This window comes from Thiosocius teredinicola, from assembly GCF_002009425.1.
Taxonomy (GTDB): Bacteria; Pseudomonadota; Gammaproteobacteria; order Chromatiales; family Chromatiaceae; genus Thiosocius; species Thiosocius teredinicola.
The window spans coordinates 2716484-2733150 of record NZ_CP019936.1; the positions used below are offsets into that span (position 1 = coordinate 2716484).

Sequence of the window (16667 nt, forward strand, 5' to 3'; positions counted from 1 at the left end):
ATCTGTGTTGTTGCGCCTACCAAGTCAGCATCAAGTTGGCGCTCAGCGCGTGACGACTATCCGAGCCACTCAGCTCACCGTCATAGGCCACGCGCAGATTGGCGCCCTTGCCCAGTGTGCTGCTCAGACCGGCGCTCACTTCCAGGCGGTTGCGATCGAGTTCAGGTCCGTCGATGCGAAAGAGCGTGCCGGGTGCTCCGGTTAGGCTCGAATTCAGCGTGCTGGCGCTGTCGCTGAACTCGTGCGCCCAGGCCAGCGTCGCGTCCCAGCTCAAGCCTTGATCAACTGCAGCGTCGCGCTGCGCATGGACGCCCAGACGGCTGCTCAACGAGTTCTGCGTTTCTTCCTCGACCACCAAGTTGGCCGCATCCGCGCCCGACTCGGTAAAGCCGTCACGGCGTACATGGGCGTAGCGCAGACCGGCAAACGGTGTGAGCTGCCAGCCGTTCCGTTCGAACAGGCGTCGACCGCTTTCCACGGCCAGGGTAAGGCTGCGGGCGTCGTAGTCTGCTGTGGCGGTGCGCTGCAGGGCGCCGACAACGATTTGTCGGCGGGTGTCGACCCGATGGATACCGCCATCGATGCTGGCATCCAGGTAGTTGTTTTGGTCCTGCCAGCGGCCGTAGAGCGCCACGCCCAACCAGTCGATGTCCGCATCGCCGGCGGCCAGGTCGGCATCGCTGCGTCTTGCTCCGACGGCGATACCCAGCAGGCGCTGAGGATCGAGCCAGGTATCGGCACCGCCGTACAGGCCATACCAGGAATAGTCGAGGCCGGCGGCGTTGCGGGTGTCGTCGATACTGCCCTTGCCCGCCTCCGGGCTGATCCAAAAGCCGCTGCCCTGTGGTCTCTCCGATTCGGTGTTCAGGCCGTCGATTGCCAGTTGCAGGCCGCCATGTCCACCGTTGTAGGCCAGCTGCGCCGGACGCCAAGCCGCCAACTCGGCTGTCTTGCCGGACGCCGCCGCCAAGTGCCGGGTGCGCGCCGAGAGCACCCCGGCAAAGTGACGGCCGGTGCTCATGAGCAGCGATTGGGTTGTCGCGTGCTGTGCACCGGACAGGCTGTCGTAGGCCTGCTGCGCGCCACTGGCGGTCAGGACGGTCACCTCACTGAGGATCGTCGCCATATCGCCGCTCGGGTTCGAGCCGGCAATGACACCCAGGGCATCGCCCACCGCCTGCTGGTTCGGTGTGTTTGCCACGCCGGCAAAGGTGACGTCGTTGCGGACCAGGTTGAGATAGACGTTGTTGCTGTCGTAGCTCAGGCTCGGATCGAGAAAAGCCAGACTGGAGCTGACTGCATCGAAGCTGCCGCTGATGCTGCCGGCGGTGAGGATCGTGTAGTCGGTGCTGAAGTTGTAGCTGCCCGCCTCGGGCAGGACCTGTACTGAACCGCCGGTGAGTGTTGCCGTGCCGCCGGCGATGATCCGGTCCGAGTTACCCGCGGCATCCACTTCCACCTCATAGACACCGCCGCCGGAGAAGTCGATGTCGCCGGCAACGTTCAGGGTGCCAATGGAATTACCGGGGCCGACCGCGCCGCCGCTGAGCGTAACACTACCGACCGCGCCGTTACCGCCCAGGGTGCCGCCGCTGTTGACCGTGACATCGGAGGCGAGCGAGCCGTTGACGCTGAGGATGCCGCCGTCGATGGTGGTCGGGCCGCTGTAGGTATTGGCGCCGGACAGGATCACCGTGCCGCTGCCCGCTTTAGTGAACGCGCCACTCCCGCTCATCACGCCGGCATAGGTGCCGTCGGTGCTCTGATCGAAACTCACCGTGGCGTTGTTGAGGATATCGCCTTGCAGGCTGGTGGTGGTGCCTACCAGGGTGCCACCACTAACCGTGGTGCCGCCGCTGTAAGTATTGGCGCCGGACAGGGTCAAGATGTCTGAGCCCTGTTGGATCACCGCGCCATTGCCACTGATGGCGCCCGAAAAGGTATAGGCGTTACTACGAATAAAATGTAATGTCCCGTTATTGGTGACATCACCCGTAATCGACCCCGCCGTACCCTCAAGCGCCAGGGTGCCGTTTGATATGGTCGTGCCGCCGGAGTAATTATTGGTATTTCGAAGAATAACAATGCCACCTCCGGTTTTAACCAGGTTACCACCGCCACTCATTACGTCATAGTAGTAGGTTCCCCCTGCTGATGCCTGATTGAACTCTACCGTGGCATCATTCGAAATATTCCCCGCATCATTTATAGCAAACCTAATGAGTCGCAAGGTTCCCTGCGAAACGACTGTGCCCCCGGCATAGTTGTTATTCGTTGCATTGAGCACCAGTGTTCCAGTACCGGTTTTGGTTAGCGTGCCACCGCCGCTGATCTGCCCACTTTGTGTCAGTGTGGTTCCTGCATCCGTGTTAAAGGTACCACCGCCTGCACTCAGGGTTGTGGCCCGATTGGTAGAAAAGCTGCCAGTGGTTTGCAATGTGCCGCCATCGAGGATGAGCGTGCCGGCCCCGAGATTGTTGTCGGCCGAGATGGAGAAGGTGCCGGCGGAAACGGTGGTGGTGCCGGAATAGGTGTTGGCGCCGCTGAGGGTCACCGTACCGGTGCTGTTCTTGGTCAGGGAGCCGGTGCCGCTCATCACGCCGGCATAGGTGCCGTCGATGGCTTGATCGAACACCACCGAGGCATTATTGAGGATGTCGCCCTGCAGGCTGGTCGTCGTACCCGCCAGGGTGCCCGCGCTCACCGTGGTACCTCCGGTGTAGGTATTGGTGCCGGACAGGGTCAAGCTGCCTACGCCGGTCTTGGTCAATGAATCGTAGCCGTCGATATCGCCGGCGATCGTGACATCCAGGTCCGTATCGATGGTGCCGCCGCCAATGTCGAGGTGTATCCCGTTGTTGATGGTCGTCGTGCCGGTGACCTGCAAGGTCCCGCTCGACAGACCGAGCGTCCCACTCCCCAGGGCATTGGCTGCGCCGATCGCGAGCGTGTCGTTATTTTCCACCCGGATCGAGACCGGCGCGGGGGTATTGCCGATACCGCCCGTCGTCTTGACCATGCTGTTGTTTCCGCCGAGCGTAACCGTCAGGTCGGAGTCGGGGTCGCCGATCACCAGCGCACCGCTGCCGGTGATGTTGGAATTGATGGTCAAATCCAGCGGGCTGCCTGATCCGTCTATATACAGTCTGTTGTCGCCAATGTTGAGGGCGATGTCGTCACCGCCGATGGTCAGGTTGGTGCCGCCGCCTATGAGTCGCAGGAATGCTAAGGCGGAAGGCCCGCTGCCGATGGTGACAGTCCCGGTGGTGAGCCCCAGTGTCCCGGACAGTCCGTCGAACTCAAAGGATGTAGCGCCGCTCTCCGCTGCCTCCCGGAAAGAGCCGGCGCCGTCATCGTTCGTGTTGCTGACCGTGACCAGCAAGCCAGGCCAGGTGTCGTGGGCGGCAGAGAACGCACTGACCGTATGGGCTGGCGGCACGGTTTCGGAATTGGCATCGGAGCTGATATCGAAGCGCCAATCGCCGCCGAGCGCCGCCGCACCCGTGGGGGTGGAGGAGGCAAGAACGCGGGCACCGGTGGCCAGCGACAGGTCCTCCACCAGTTTCCGGCCGGCGATGCCTTTACCCGCTTCGCAGCCGTAAAGGACGATGGTCGCGCCGGGCGCCAGGTACGGGCGCCAGCGGCGTCCCATGGCGGACAGGCTCTGGCTGTCCAGGACCTTGCCGGAGATCGACAAGCGCCCGGGCGCGCCGTGGCTGACCAAGTGCAGCGCCTGTACCGGTTGGTCCGCGCCGGCCAGTGCCTCGAACACAGGATCGGCCACGCCGGGCTTTGACAGATGCACCGTTACGTCCCGCTCGGCTGCCGCCATCAGCAGGGCCGGCCAGGGCGTTTCCGCATCCAGGACCGCGAGCTTGGCGGCAGCCAGCGCCGGCTGTCCCGTCGACAGGAGAATCAGTAACACGGACAGAAAAACTGTGCCGGTTTTGGTGCCGAGGGCATTGTTGAAGACGGAACGGTAGATGTGGTTCATGGCTGCAGGCTCCCCATAATTAAGGGAAGGCCGCAGCAGCAGGATCGCGCATGCACGCGACCCGGCCTTCCCCCGGTGCTCACTCAATATCGTCAATCCTGGCTGCGGCCTGTTGCACTTTGCATTGGCCTTCAGCGCGGTTTGAAAGTTGACGAATCGCGAGGGGAATACTGCCGATAGCTACGGAAACCCGATATCACATTTTCGCAAACATGGTGTTTGCCGAACGGGATCAGCGATTGGCGAGCGCAAGGGTCTCGGATGGCGTTTCGCCGAACATCTGCCGATAGTCTTGGGCGAATTTGCTCAGGTGGAAGAAGCTCCAGCGGGTGGCGGCTTCGGTGACGGTCAGGTTGGAGTCCGGTTGGCGAAGATCGGCGCGCACGCGGTTGAGGCGCAGTGTGCGCAGGTAGGCCACCGGTGTCATCCCCATCAGATCGCGGAAGCCATATTGCAGGCTGCGCTGGCTGATGCCTAAGTGCTTGCAGATTTCGACCATCGAGGGGCAGTGCCCTCGCTTCAGGCTGTCTTCTAGAAACTCGCGACTGTGCCGAACCATGTGCCTGGCCCGATGGCGAGCCCGGAAGTCGATGCTATGTTCGATGGGAAGCGGGTCGGCCTGGTCGAGGGCGAGCAGAACACTATCGGTGACAATCTGTGAGATTTGGTCCGCGTCGGGTGCGTACTTGCGCGCCAGCGCTGCCGGAATCACGTCAAACAGTGCGTTGAGAAAGGCGTCGAGGCGTTTTTGTCCCGGGCTTTTGAACACCCCGATTCGATCCGGGTTCGCCGTAAGATTCGGTGTGCCGAAGGCCTGCTGGGCTTCGAGCAGTTGTTGCTGATCGAAACGCACGTACATGATTTCGAATCCGGCCGGCACCTGTACATCGAATTCGCTGCCAGCGGGTAGATAAAACATCAAGCCGTTCGCCGGTATCTGATATTCACAAAAGCGCGCCAGCGGAGCTGTCTGCCGGTGAAAGGAAATGGTGCAGTGGCCGTGCGACATCAGGCCCTGCTTGTGTACCAGCTGGCTCTGGCTTTCACGCACCACGCGTTGTCTGCCGGTATCCAGCTCCTGGAATGAGCCGACATAGTCGCCGCGGCTCAGCTGGCAGAACTCGGTGGGCAGCCAGGATTGGTGCAGCGAATGCTCCGAGGCATCCTGTAGCTTCAGGTCGAGATGACGTGGCGGGACGGCGGCTCGACCAGGTTTGTTTGGCTTGCTTGCGTTTGGCACGGTTTATTGTCTGCTTGGTTGTTTCAGCCAGTCAGATCGTTGGTGAGCACCCCGGATGGTTTCGACCGGGCAAACTCCGCCGCGTAGTTGCTGGATTGGTGGCACTCAACGGGGCTTTCATATAGATCCGACCTTCTTACGGCCATGTCGAGAAAGGTTGTCGCCGCAGTTCGCGCGCACGAGCGCCGCCAGCAGCCGAAAGCTTTCTCGAATGGCACACTTGTGAGGATATGCCGCATTCTGCCGTTTGAGAAATCCAAAAAATAGTCAGACATCCGCAGTCAGGCTTGCCCAAGCTACATGGACAACAGGGGGGCGCGGCGTATCCAAGGTCTTCAGGACGTGCGTGCACTTCATGCACTTACCTACTCCTCGTGCAGGCAGCCTTCCAGGCAAGCCAGATCGTCGCCGAGGTGCCCGGTGATGCTGTCAGTGGCGATGTCTATGGTGCCGCTTAGGGGTAGCTTCAAAACTCTTCCCAGTCGTCTTCGTCAAACTTCTGCGCGCTCGGCGTCGGCTTTACGGCCACCGGTTTCTTCGCCACTGTCGGCGCAGGCGGCGTTGCCTTCGGTTTCTCCCCGGCCTGATCCTTTGCTCGAGGTACCGGGGGTGGCGTAGCGACGGTTGCCTTCGGCTGACCGACCGGTTTCGCCGGCGTGCTGACGGTCGATGATGCGGGCGGCAGTTGCTTATCCTGGGCCGGCATCCCCGGCAGGCGGAAGAACCCGACCAGGTCTTTCATCTCTTGCGCCTTGTCGCTCATCGACGCCGACGCCGCCGACGTCTGTTCGGCCAGTGCCGCGTTCTGCTGCGTCACTTCATCCATCGACGTGACTGCGATATTGACCTGATCGATACCGGAAGACTGCTCGGACGATGCAGCGGCAATCTCGGCAATGATGTCGTTGACCTTCTTAACACCGACAACGATCTCTTCGAGCGTCGTGCCCGATTCGCTGACCAGCTCGGTGCCGACCTTCACCTTGGTGACCGAGTCATTGATCAGGTCCTTGATTTCGCGTGCCGCCGTTGCCGAGCGACCGGCGAGGTTGCGTACCTCGGTCGCAACCACCGCAAAGCCCCGCCCCTGCTCGCCCGCGCGCGCTGCCTCGACCGAGGCATTGAGCGCCAGCAGGTTGGTCTGGAACGCGATCTCGTCGATCACCCGGATGATCTCTGCAATCTTGCTGCTCGAGGCATCGATGTCTGCCATCGCCGACACGGCACGGCCGACGACCTCACCGCCACGCGCTGCCAGTTGACTCGCACTCGCGGAAACCTGGCTGGCCTGTTGCGCATTGTCGGCATTGTTGCGCACCGTCGAGGTCAGTTCCTCCATCGATGCGGCCGTCTGCTCCAGTGACGACGCCTGCTGCTCGGTACGCGACGACAGGTTGTTGTTGCCGGACGAGATCTCGGTAGCACCGTCGTTGATGGCATCAGCGGCCTCGCGCATCTCGTTCACTGTCTTGGCAATATTCGTGATGGTGCTGTTCACGTCGTTGCGCACCTTGCCGAATGCCCCTTTGTAATCGCGTTCGATCGCCTTCGTCAGATCGCCCTTGGCCATATATCCCATCGAATCGGCGATATCGCTGAATACGTTATCGGTGACCTCGACCAACTCATTGATATTGGCAGCCAGGCGACGGAAAAAGCCCTGTTTGTCGTCCAATCGAACACGTTCACCCAGCTCGCCATCGCGTGCGGAGGCGACGATCTCATCGATCTCGCGTTCAACCGCGACCTCGGCAGTGCGATTGGTCCACTCGACAACAGTACCCAGACGGCTACCCTCGCCGTCGAGCACGGGGTTGGCGACGACCTTGAGCGTGAGGCCGGCAACCTCGATCTCGTTGCTGACGGTCGACGTCATTCCTTCGAGCAGGCTGCGCTGGTGACTCGGGTCCTTGTGGAAGACATCCATGTTCGCGTGCAGCAGCTCCGCAGCATTGAAGCCCGGCAGCACACGCCGAAGATCGGGCTCGGCATCTGTGAACATCCGCTCGAGCGTCTTGTTCATATAGATGATGTTGTAGTCCTTGTCCGCGACCATCACCGAACTGCTGACGTTGTCCAGCGCGGTACGGATGCGCAGGTTTTCCATCGCATAGCGGCGTTCGTCTTCGAGCCGGCGTTTTTCTTCCTCGGCCGCCTTCAGTTCCGTCGTGAGGTCCGCCCATTCCACTGCGGTGCCGAGGCGCTCACCCTGCGCATCCACCACCGGGTTGGCGATGATCCGGAAGGTGCGCGCACCAACCGTCACCTGCGACTCATAGGTGTCTTTGAGGGTTTCGAGGAGGCGTCGCTGATGCGCCGGACTGCGGTGGAACACATCGATGTTGCGGCCGATCAGGTTTTTCGCATCGAAGCCCGGAAGCATCTCGCGCAGGTCCTGCTCGGCATCACTGAACATCTGCTCCACTGCCTGATTGGTGTAGATGATGTTGTAGTCTTTGTCGGCAACAATCACGTTGGTGCTGACACAATCGAGCGCCGTCTTGATACGGGTCGCCGCGTCGCTCTGACGCTTGGTGTCGTCGATGATGCCGCCGAAGCGCTCGATAGCGGTATTGAAATGCCCCGCCAGATCGCCGATCTCGTCACGTGACCGGACCTCGATTCGCTGCGACCAGTCGGCGTCGCCCTCGGCGACCTGGCGCATCATGCCGGTAAGCTCTTTGAGCGGTCTGGAAACGATACGGGCAAACAATGCACCGATCACCAACAATCCGAGCACCATCAACGCCGAGTTGATACCGATGTTGGCGAGCAGGTCGCGGCGCACCGCACCGTCGAGGGCTTTCAACGAGTAATCCACGCGCACCGCGCCGAGTATCTCGCCCGGCTGCGCAGCGTGACAGCTGATGCAGTTTGTGCCACGAAAATTATCGCTTGCCGGCAATGGGACAACGACGGTCAACACGCGCCCATTGTCGCCGTCCGCAATCTGCATGATCTCTTCGCCACTCAGCCCGCGTCGGTCCAGATCGTCGCGCGCTTTCGCGTAGTCGCTTCCCGCGCCGAACAGCTTGATAACGCTTTCACCGCGAACGATGCGCGCGTCCACGACTTCCTTTCGCGTCAGCAGTTTGTTGCGCGCAATGTCCCGGTTGGCCATGCCACCCGTCAACATCAGGGTATTGATGTTGTCGAAGTACGAATCGGCGAGATCGCGTGTCTGATGCTCGACAAGGTGCTCAACCATCGTACTCTGGCTGTAGGCCAGATATGACGCGGTCGCGACAAGCATCACGGCGAACAGCGAAACCAGCATCCGATAGATTTTGCCGCGCACCGAATTGCCGCGAGTCAGTGCTGCGAGATTGATAGCCATGGTTTCTCCCTGGGCGAATGCGCATTCGAATCGACACGCGATACCCTTTACATCGGCAGGGAAATAGGCAGGTTTAGACACGATTCAAGCGACGTGCGTCGGCCGCCAGCCACAATTCCGAGTTGGCCTGCCAAACCCGCTTTATGGCCGCGGAAAGCCCCGTAACTGACACCCGCGCGCCGGGCATCACCTGAATACCAAACAGCCATCACGTTCGTAATCACCGTCAAAATACAGTTACATTGCGACTCATGAACGGCAAACATCACTGTGACGACATCAAGGCTTATCACGTCGGCGGCTACGTGCGCGACACTTTGCTTGGCCTTCACCCGAAAGACCGCGACTGGCTCGTAGTCGGACATACGCCGCAGCAAATGATCGAGTGCGGCTTCATCCAGGTCGGCAGAGATTTTCCGGTTTTCTTGCACCCAGAAACCAAAGACGAGTATGCGCTCGCGCGCGTCGAGAGAAAAATCGGCCCCGGATATCGCGGCTTCGAGGTCAACAGCTCGACCGAGGTCACGCTGGAAGACGACCTTGCGCGTCGGGACTTCACCATCAACGCCATGGCAATGGACGCCGACGGACATTTGATCGATCCTTTCCATGGCGAACGCGATCTGCACGCCGGTATTCTCCGGCACGTCGGCCCGGCGTTCTGCGAAGACCCAGTGCGCATATTGCGGGGTGCGCGCTTCGCGGCGCGCTACGGTTTCAGTATCGCACCCGAAACCCAAGGTTTGATGCGTACCATGGTAGGAGAAGGCGAAGTCGATGCACTGACGCCGGAACGGGTGTGGTCGGAACTGTGGAAGGCGTTGAGCGAAGCGCAGCCTTCGCGCTTCATTCGCGTGCTGCACGCCTGCGGCGCGCTCGAACGCCTGTTCCCCGAACTGGCCGCGCTCGACGGAGTGCCACAACCTGCGCAACACCATCCGGAAGTCGATTCGCTCGTGCATGTCCTGATGGCGCTCGATCAGGCAACCACCTTGACCGCTGACCCGCTGATCCGTTTCGCCGTGCTGGTTCACGATCTGGGCAAAGGCGTTACGCCGGCAGAAAAACTCCCAGCCCATCACGGGCACGAATCCGCCGGAGTGCCGTTGGTCGAGGATTTGTGCAAGAGATACCGCGCACCGAATGAATGCCGCGTGCTCGGCACGTTGACGTCGAGATACCACCTCGAGGCACACCGGGCATTCGAGCTCAAACAGAAGACACTGAAGAACCTGTTCGACCAGCTCGGCGCATTCCGCAAACCCGAGCGCTTGGATCAGTTCCTGTTGGCCTGTGAGGCCGATGCACGCGGCAGGCTCGGGCGCGAGGACCGACCCTATCCGCAAAGCGAGTATCTAAGACGGTGCTTCAACGCAGCATTGGCGGTCGATAGCGACCACATTATCGAACAAGGCTACACCGGCGCCGACATCGGCGAACAATTGCACAAGGCGCGAATTCACGCGATTCGATGCGAGAAATCTCGTTGGGAAGAGGAACACCCGAAGGCGCCCGCGGGGTGAGCGCTACTCGGCAACCGCCGGCTCTGCATCTTGCTCGGAATCATTCTCAGACCGGCCGCGCATCTTTTGCACCAGCGCATCCACTTCCTGCGCCGAGCCGAGCCCTGAAATCATCAATCGGCTGACGCTCATGCGACTCTTGAGCACAGGTGCGGTCAACACCTTGTTGCCCAGCATAATGGCCAGCTTTTTGCCCTTGTAGTGCTCTGAGACTTCAGCCAGTCGATCGACCGCGGCCTCCGATAGTTCGAGTATCACAACGGGCTCTCCAAGCTGATCGACGGCAGCATCGACACGCTTGAAGTCCTTTGAGTTCATCACCGGCTCCGGCGTCACATACAGCGCCCTGCCGTTTGCGTCGACCACGGCGAAATGACCGGGTTGCGGATCGGACGACGCAATGCGCACGCTCAAATCACTCGACACACCATCAGTTGTGGAAGGTTTCTCCGGATTGGTTTGACATGCCGCCAACAACGCCAGCATGACGACAAACAAAATCCGCTTAATCAACATCAGGCCCCACCCATCCCTTGTTCTTGGCATTATCAACGGCCCGGGCCAATTCAACTTGAGCGGACCGTGGCGACAACGCCGTAAGTTGTTCTTGTACGCTCAGAATACCCGAGATACATCGCGTGGGGAAAATATAGACAAGAACCCGCCACGTCACACAGCTGAAACACAGGATGTTTTCACCGAGCATACTGCGTATCGCGGCGGGGCCCTCCCTCCCCCGACAAACACGGGAGGAAGGGCGGACAAATGGTTAGATATCGTCAAGATTCACCGGGTCGACACGCTCGATGTCGATGGACGCGCCGAGGCCGATGCCCTTGCCGCCGCCGACCGATATCACGTTGGTTTCCGGATTGCGGATGACGTTGCCCTTTTCCGTTACGCCCCAAAGGACTTCTTCCTCATCTTGCGAGGCATAGGTATAGACGGTATCGACGCGCAGGTCCGGGCGTTGTCTCTGCAGGTAGAGGAACCCCTCGTAGGCATCCCGGCCCGGCTGCTTCGCGTTGAACGCGTCGAGTATCTCGTCGCAGGTCAGCGTGTGCGTGTCGAAAGCCGAAGCGCTCGACAACTGTGACGCCACGGTGACCGGGGCGAATCCATCCATCGACGCGCGTACCGTGATGCCCGGTGCGTCACGTTTCAACGTGAGGATATTGAGCGCCGTCGAATAGACGCCGGGCTCGAGCGCAGCGTACGTCACATCCTGTCCAATCTGCACACCTGCATTCAATTGCTGCCCACACACAAATTTCGTGGCGTAGAGATACGGTTGCAGATTCAGTATCGGAAAACTCGTCTTGACGGATTCTTTGGTCAGCGAACCGACGTCCACTGTGGTAGCGGCATTTGCAGAAGCGGCGAAGGTACCCGCCATCAATACCAAGCCCAGGATCCGACGAACGCTGGATCGGACCGACGTATTCGCGGCCATGGGCGCAACCGAAGTGCTGTCATTTACGTTTTGCATCTTTCTCTCCTTGTTGGTTGAAACGACCACCCTGTCCTTGCCATGCCGCCGAAAGGCCCCGGCCGCCATGATCAATAAGCAACAGCGGTAAGCGATATGCAATCGAACTGCATACGTTCTGTTATACGTGGGAGGACCGACATCGGATCAGTGTCGAAGGCGCGCACTACGCTATCTCCGCAGCACGTTGGATGGGGTATCTGAGTTCGTCGAGCAACCGTTGGCCAAGCGATCGCCTTGCGTAGGTCGACGGGCGATGGTTTTTGCCGCGCGGACAACAAACATCGTCCGCGGGCAACAGCGACCTAACGACAGTGATGACGATCGGCGTGTATAGCCTGAGTACTGCTGGACCGACACCACCGACCATCCACACAGGCGAGACCGTGCCACGGCATTACCAAGCAGCCGTGTCGCAGCGGTCAACATGCAAAGGATTGTTAACGCTGAACCAAGTGACGCAGCGTGCCGCTCACGCCAGGCGCACCCAATTCCTTATGAATGTTAGGGATAACTCCCGTCTTTACCGGGACTTATTGGCGCCGAAAATCCAGCGATGAATTAAAAGCCTAGCTACATTACGATTAAAGCGAATATCGCGCTAGCCGCTAACCACCGCAGGCCCATCGTGCACACGGCTTTGAAGATTGGCGGGAACGTCGCTTGACTCGACGACCCGATCGACTCGAATCCCGTTTTGCGGCAGTCATGCAGTTTTGACGGGGCTTCGAGGGGGAACTCGAGAGGGAAATGGATACGAAACTCGCGTGACTATCCGACGTAACGTCGCGTGCCAAACGATCCTTGTTCCACTGACCGTTGCAACAACGCGCTGCTCGGCACGTGTTGCGTATCCCCAGCGTATGCGAATGGCATCAACGCCCCGGCTGGCGCTTTGAGCATTTCGGCATTTTCAGTTGTGGAGTGAGAGAAAGCGATGATCACGGAGGACAAAATCAGGAAGGCCCAGGCCGCCATCGATGCAAAGTCCGCGCGCAAGTCCGGCACCAAAGACACCGCTGAAGCGCTCAGCGAACGCAGCACGAGCAAAAACAGCAGCCGCAAAAAGATGACCCGTGAGTACAACACGGAATCTGCGGAAATCTTCTACTACCAGCCCGAACAATTCCTGCTTGGTGCGCTCAGCAAGGCCTACAAGCATGTGCGGCAGAAAGGTCAGGTGGCGATACTCACCTACCTGAACGGCAAACGTATCGTCATCGACGGAGTTCAGCACTTGGTCGGGACCGATATGAGCGACCAGCAGATCCGATCGCTGGCACTCGTACCGATCAGCGACGACAACACCTTTACCAACCATATCGAGTACCTGCCGCCCGACAAACTCTACGCCGACGTAAAAATCGTCGGCCGGCTGATGTCCACGGAGGTGTTTTTCTGGAACCTCGGCCTGCTGACCTGCCGCGGCCGGGTAAAGCCCGAAACCCCTCTACATGATGTGGTTTACCTAAAGCGCTGGCCGAACCTGGCGAAAATGTGTTTACCGCCGAACGCATTGAGGATCGTCACCCATTGGCAGCGCAAACCCGAAAGTCTGTTGAAGATCTTTGAGCACCTGTCGGTGCCTCTGAAAGACATCTTCAGCGTGTACAGCGCAGCCTATGAAGCGGGATTAATCAGCATGGTCGACCCAAGCAACGGAACCTCCAATGCAGCGCCTGAACGCAAGAACGGTCAGATGGGTCGCCTGTTCTCGGCGATCTTCGGGCGCTTGAAGCGCAAGAACAGCGCTGCAACGACGGATTGAGGCAGCCATGCACAAGATCATCTTCACCGGCCCGGTCGGTGCCGGAAAGACCACCGCAATAGGCGCCATTAGCGACGTCGAGCCGTTCACCACCGAAGAGGCAGCAACCGACGACGTGCAGGAAATGAAAACGCACACCACGGTCGCGTTGGACTATGGCCTGCTGGAACTGGGCAACGGCGAAGTCGTTCACCTGTGCGGTACGCCCGGGCAGACCCGTTTCGATTTCATGTGGGAAATCCTGACCGAAGGCGGTGTTGGCTTGATCCTTCTGATCAACAATCAGGAAAAAGACCCGATTGCGGACCTCAACTTCTATCTCGATCAGTTCGACGAATTCATCCAGCGCACCGGCGTCGCGATTGGCGTCAACCGGATGCAACCGGGCGAAACACCCACGCTGGACCAATACGCAGCCGAACTGCGCCGACGGGGGCTGAACGCGCCCATGTTCGAAGTCGATCCACGCAAGCCCGAAGACGTCATCCTGCTTACGCAGGCCCTGCTTTTCGACCTTGACCCTGAACTACGGGATACGGCAACCGCATGAGCGCAGACAACATGGACGACAACAGAGATACCGTACTGAGCCTTCGCGAGTACGGTGTCGCCTTCGGCGACCGTATCATCCTCAGTTCCGTCACCATGGATATCAAATCGCCGGGCGTGACGGTGTTGATGGGTCCGGCGGGAACCGGCAAATCGACCCTGCTGCGCTCGATCGTGGGCATCAACAATGCGTCGCCGGCCTTTCGCTCCTGGGGCGACGCCACTTACGCCGGCGAACCGCTCGGCGAGAGCGGCTACCCTGCCCTGGTCGCACAGAACGCACGCCTGCTGATGTCGACGGTGATGGAGAACATCCTTAGCGAGTTGCCAGAACAGGGCAACCTCAACAAGCGGCAGAAGCGTGACCTGGCGATACGCCTGCTGAACGATGCGGGCCTTGAGGACTTGGTCGAGGTGATCGATCAACCCGTCGTCGATCTGCCACCCGGTATTGCCCGACATCTCTCGGTAGCGCGCACGGCCGTCTCGCGCCCTCCGCTGCTGTGCGTCGATGAACCGACCACCGGCCTCGATGATGCTAGCACTGACCGCCTGATCAAATACCTGCGCAGCCTGGGCCACAAGCAAGCGGTGCTGGTCGTACTGCACAACCAGAAGCAGGCCAAGTCACTCGGTGGCGATACCGCGCTGCTGGCAGGCGGTTGGATCCAGGAAGTCGCACCGACGGACGTGTTCTTCGGCGCACCTGTATCGCAATTGGCGCAGGATTTCGTGCGCACCGGTTCATGCAGCGCACCGTCGCCGGATGCCAAACCCGAGGAACTCGACGAAGAAGCCAATGCTACCTTCCGTGAGCCTCCGCCGGCAGCCGATCAGGCCATCAAGAATGCCAGCAGCGCCTTTCTCGGGCCGCGCGGCTTTATGTGGCTGAAGAAAGGCCAACTCGCCGGCACCCCGATGCCGGGTGTCGTGCAGCCTATCGAACACGACCTCGAGGCACTCGAGCGCGTCGGTGTCGATACCCTGATCTCGTTGACCTCCAAGCCACTACGCGAAAAAGACCTCGAAGGGCACGCCATCGAGTGTGTGTGGATGCCCATTTCCGATATGGATGCACCGCGCCTTGGCAATGCCTTCTCGATGTGCGAGCGCGTCGCCGGACTGCTGGAAGAAGGTCGCGTTGTGGCCTACCACTGCCGCGCCGGACTCGGCCGCACCGGCACCATGCTGGCCTGCCAGCTGATCTGGGAAGGCTATGGCGCACTCGAAGCACTCGAGGCGGTGCGCGCGGTCGAGCCACGCTGGGTGCAGTCAGAAATCCAGGTCGATTTTCTCGAAAAGTTTCACAAGGTGATGCAGTTGCATCGCCGCAGACAGGCCAAACCGGCCGAACCAACCAATGCAACTAATACTGCAGGAGTACAGTAAATGTCCCTAGACTCAGCTTTGTCAGCGGCCGTCAGCAACGTGCCGGAATGCGTCGCCGGTGGTTTCGTCGATCTTTCCACGGGTATGCTGCTCGGCATCAAGACCGTCGATTCACACCCGCAGGAAGTCCTCGAGATCCTGGCTGCCGCAACTGCGGACCTGTTCCAGGGTTCGAACGTCGTATCGATCGAAAACCTGTTCAAACGCGCTCGTGGTGTCGAAGAAGCGCGCCATTATTTCCAGGAGATCATCGTCAACAGCGACAACCTGGTGCACCTTTTCCTGCGTGGCAAGAAGAACCAGGACTATGTTGTTACCTTCGTCTGCCGACGCAATGTGAACCTGGGCATGGCGATCACCAAGGCCCGCCAGGCAATGCCTGAACTCGAGGCGTCGGTCTGATCGAGTCACGTGAATCCCCGGCGGCAATCGCGAGATTGCGCGCCGGGGGTGCTGCGGTCCCGGGTAATGCTTGTCGATTGCACGTCACTTTGATTACATTGCACTGCTATTACCAAAATCGACGGATACACTCAAATGGACGAAGCTGACCAGGCAACCGCAGACAACAGCGCAATCCGGCGCATTCTCAAGCGCCTGAACCACTCTTCGTCGGATATCCAAGCCAGCGCCGTGATGACGCGCGATGGTCACACCGTCTCAGCGGTGCTCGCCAACGATGCCAACACGGTACGCGTCGGCGCCATGTGTGCCTCGATGTTGTCACTGGCCGAAAAAACGACAATGGAACTGGCGTGCGGTCGCCTGCAGCGGGTACTGATCGAAGGCGAAGAAGGCAATGTGTTGATCGTGCAGATCGGCGCACGTGCTGTATTGACCGTCGTGTCGCGCACGACGCGCAACCTGGGGATGGTTTTCGTCGAAGCCAAGAAGACAGCCCAGGAAATCGCAGACGCCAACCTGATCCCCTGACGATCGCAAGCGACAGATAGCTCGCCGCTACCCCGAGTTGCTGAGCATCTCGACGAGATCCACCAGGCCCGAAGATCCCTCATCGGTCTGCCGATCGAACCACACGCCCACCAGATAGCGATCCTGCGACAGCCGGCGGACATGGCGCGCACGACCTTCGAGAAGAATGCCGTTGCCGTTATTTGCGGTTTCCGGATATAGCCGCAGCTTGACGCGATCACCCGCCGTGAGGATCGCTCCGCCCTGGGCAAGACCGACCACCGCGTGGCGCGTCGTCTGTAAAACGATCCCGTTTACCGAGATATCGCTTGATTCGGCATCGAATAGCTCGCCGTCCAGCCCAACCAGTTGCATGGGCTGCTCATACGAGTACCGCGGAAATAGTCGCCTTTCCTGCATTTAACGCCCAGTTTAGCCGCAAATTGCCGCATTCTCTATTCATGTG

12 protein-coding genes are annotated in these 16667 nt (G+C 59.9%); 6 read left to right on the forward strand and 6 right to left on the reverse strand.

Translation table 11 applies throughout. The annotated features are described in order from the left end of the window. Positions 1-16: 16 nt before the first annotated feature. The 3 genes from B1781_RS12965 to B1781_RS12975 form a co-directional block, all read right to left on the reverse strand. Positions 17-3994, reverse strand: coding sequence for an autotransporter domain-containing protein (locus tag B1781_RS12965; RefSeq protein WP_078120062.1), 3978 nt, complete (start codon positions 3992-3994; stop codon positions 17-19). 232 nt (positions 3995-4226) lie between these two features. Then, positions 4227-5234 (reverse strand): helix-turn-helix transcriptional regulator, encoded by a 1008-nt coding sequence (locus tag B1781_RS12970; protein ID WP_078120063.1) that lies wholly within the window; start codon positions 5232-5234, stop codon positions 4227-4229. Between the two features lie 466 nt (positions 5235-5700). Further along, a complete protein-coding gene (locus B1781_RS12975; protein WP_078120064.1) occupies positions 5701-8571 on the reverse strand; it encodes a methyl-accepting chemotaxis protein in 2871 nt (956 codons plus the stop codon). A gap of 278 nt (positions 8572-8849) precedes the next feature. On the opposite strand from B1781_RS12975, the gene B1781_RS12980 reads away from it, so the two are divergent. Next, positions 8850-10094: a multifunctional CCA addition/repair protein gene (locus B1781_RS12980; protein ID WP_078122053.1), complete on the forward strand. Its 1245-nt coding sequence runs from the start codon at positions 8850-8852 to the stop codon at positions 10092-10094. Between the two features lie 3 nt (positions 10095-10097). Here B1781_RS12980 and B1781_RS12985 read toward each other — a convergent pair whose 3' ends face one another. Both B1781_RS12985 and B1781_RS12990 read right to left on the reverse strand, forming a co-directional pair. After that, positions 10098-10610: a SecDF P1 head subdomain-containing protein gene (locus B1781_RS12985; protein WP_078120065.1), complete on the reverse strand. Its 513-nt coding sequence runs from the start codon at positions 10608-10610 to the stop codon at positions 10098-10100. A gap of 253 nt (positions 10611-10863) precedes the next feature. After that, on the reverse strand, positions 10864-11685 hold the full coding sequence (locus B1781_RS12990) for a hypothetical protein (RefSeq protein ID WP_125932072.1): 822 nt from the start codon (positions 11683-11685) through the stop codon (positions 10864-10866). A gap of 835 nt (positions 11686-12520) precedes the next feature. Here B1781_RS12990 and B1781_RS13000 point away from each other — a divergent pair. The 5 genes from B1781_RS13000 (at position 12521) to B1781_RS13020 (ending at position 16222) form a co-directional block, all read left to right on the forward strand. Continuing rightward, positions 12521-13351: a hypothetical protein gene (locus B1781_RS13000; RefSeq protein WP_078120068.1), complete on the forward strand. Its 831-nt coding sequence runs from the start codon at positions 12521-12523 to the stop codon at positions 13349-13351. 7 nt (positions 13352-13358) lie between these two features. Further along, a complete protein-coding gene (locus tag B1781_RS13005; RefSeq protein ID WP_078120069.1) occupies positions 13359-13901 on the forward strand; it encodes a GTP-binding protein in 543 nt (180 codons plus the stop codon). After that, positions 13898-15289: a phosphatase domain-containing putative toxin gene (locus B1781_RS13010; RefSeq protein ID WP_078120070.1), complete on the forward strand. Its 1392-nt coding sequence runs from the start codon at positions 13898-13900 to the stop codon at positions 15287-15289. The genes B1781_RS13005 and B1781_RS13010 overlap by 4 nt, the downstream gene beginning before the upstream one ends. Continuing rightward, on the forward strand, positions 15290-15691 hold the full coding sequence (locus B1781_RS13015; protein ID WP_078120071.1) for a hypothetical protein: 402 nt from the start codon (positions 15290-15292) through the stop codon (positions 15689-15691). Positions 15692-15826: 135 nt separating this feature from the next. Further along, on the forward strand, positions 15827-16222 hold the full coding sequence (locus B1781_RS13020) for a roadblock/LC7 domain-containing protein (RefSeq protein ID WP_078120072.1): 396 nt from the start codon (positions 15827-15829) through the stop codon (positions 16220-16222). Positions 16223-16249: 27 nt separating this feature from the next. Here the strand turns inward: B1781_RS13020 and B1781_RS13025 are convergent, their stop codons facing one another. Next, a complete protein-coding gene (locus tag B1781_RS13025) occupies positions 16250-16621 on the reverse strand; it encodes a PilZ domain-containing protein (RefSeq protein ID WP_078120073.1) in 372 nt (123 codons plus the stop codon). Between the last annotated feature and the right edge of the window lie 46 nt (positions 16622-16667).

Excerpts from the sequence above, each read along its gene's own strand:
- B1781_RS12965 (WP_078120062.1), bottom strand. The coding sequence starts at position 3,994 with ATGAACCACATCTACCGTTCCGTCTTCAACAATGCCCTCGGCACCAAA.
- B1781_RS12975 (WP_078120064.1), bottom strand. The coding sequence starts at position 8,571 with ATGGCTATCAATCTCGCAGCACTGACTCGCGGCAATTCGGTGCGCGGC.
- B1781_RS12985 (WP_078120065.1), bottom strand. The coding sequence starts at position 10,610 with ATGTTGATTAAGCGGATTTTGTTTGTCGTCATGCTGGCGTTGTTGGCG.
- B1781_RS13000 (WP_078120068.1), top strand. The coding sequence starts at position 12,521 with ATGATCACGGAGGACAAAATCAGGAAGGCCCAGGCCGCCATCGATGCA.
- B1781_RS13005 (WP_078120069.1), top strand. The coding sequence starts at position 13,359 with ATGCACAAGATCATCTTCACCGGCCCGGTCGGTGCCGGAAAGACCACC.
- B1781_RS13010 (WP_078120070.1), top strand. The coding sequence starts at position 13,898 with ATGAGCGCAGACAACATGGACGACAACAGAGATACCGTACTGAGCCTT.
- B1781_RS13015 (WP_078120071.1), top strand. The coding sequence starts at position 15,290 with ATGTCCCTAGACTCAGCTTTGTCAGCGGCCGTCAGCAACGTGCCGGAA.
- B1781_RS13020 (WP_078120072.1), top strand. The coding sequence starts at position 15,827 with ATGGACGAAGCTGACCAGGCAACCGCAGACAACAGCGCAATCCGGCGC.
- B1781_RS13025 (WP_078120073.1), bottom strand. The coding sequence starts at position 16,621 with ATGCAGGAAAGGCGACTATTTCCGCGGTACTCGTATGAGCAGCCCATG.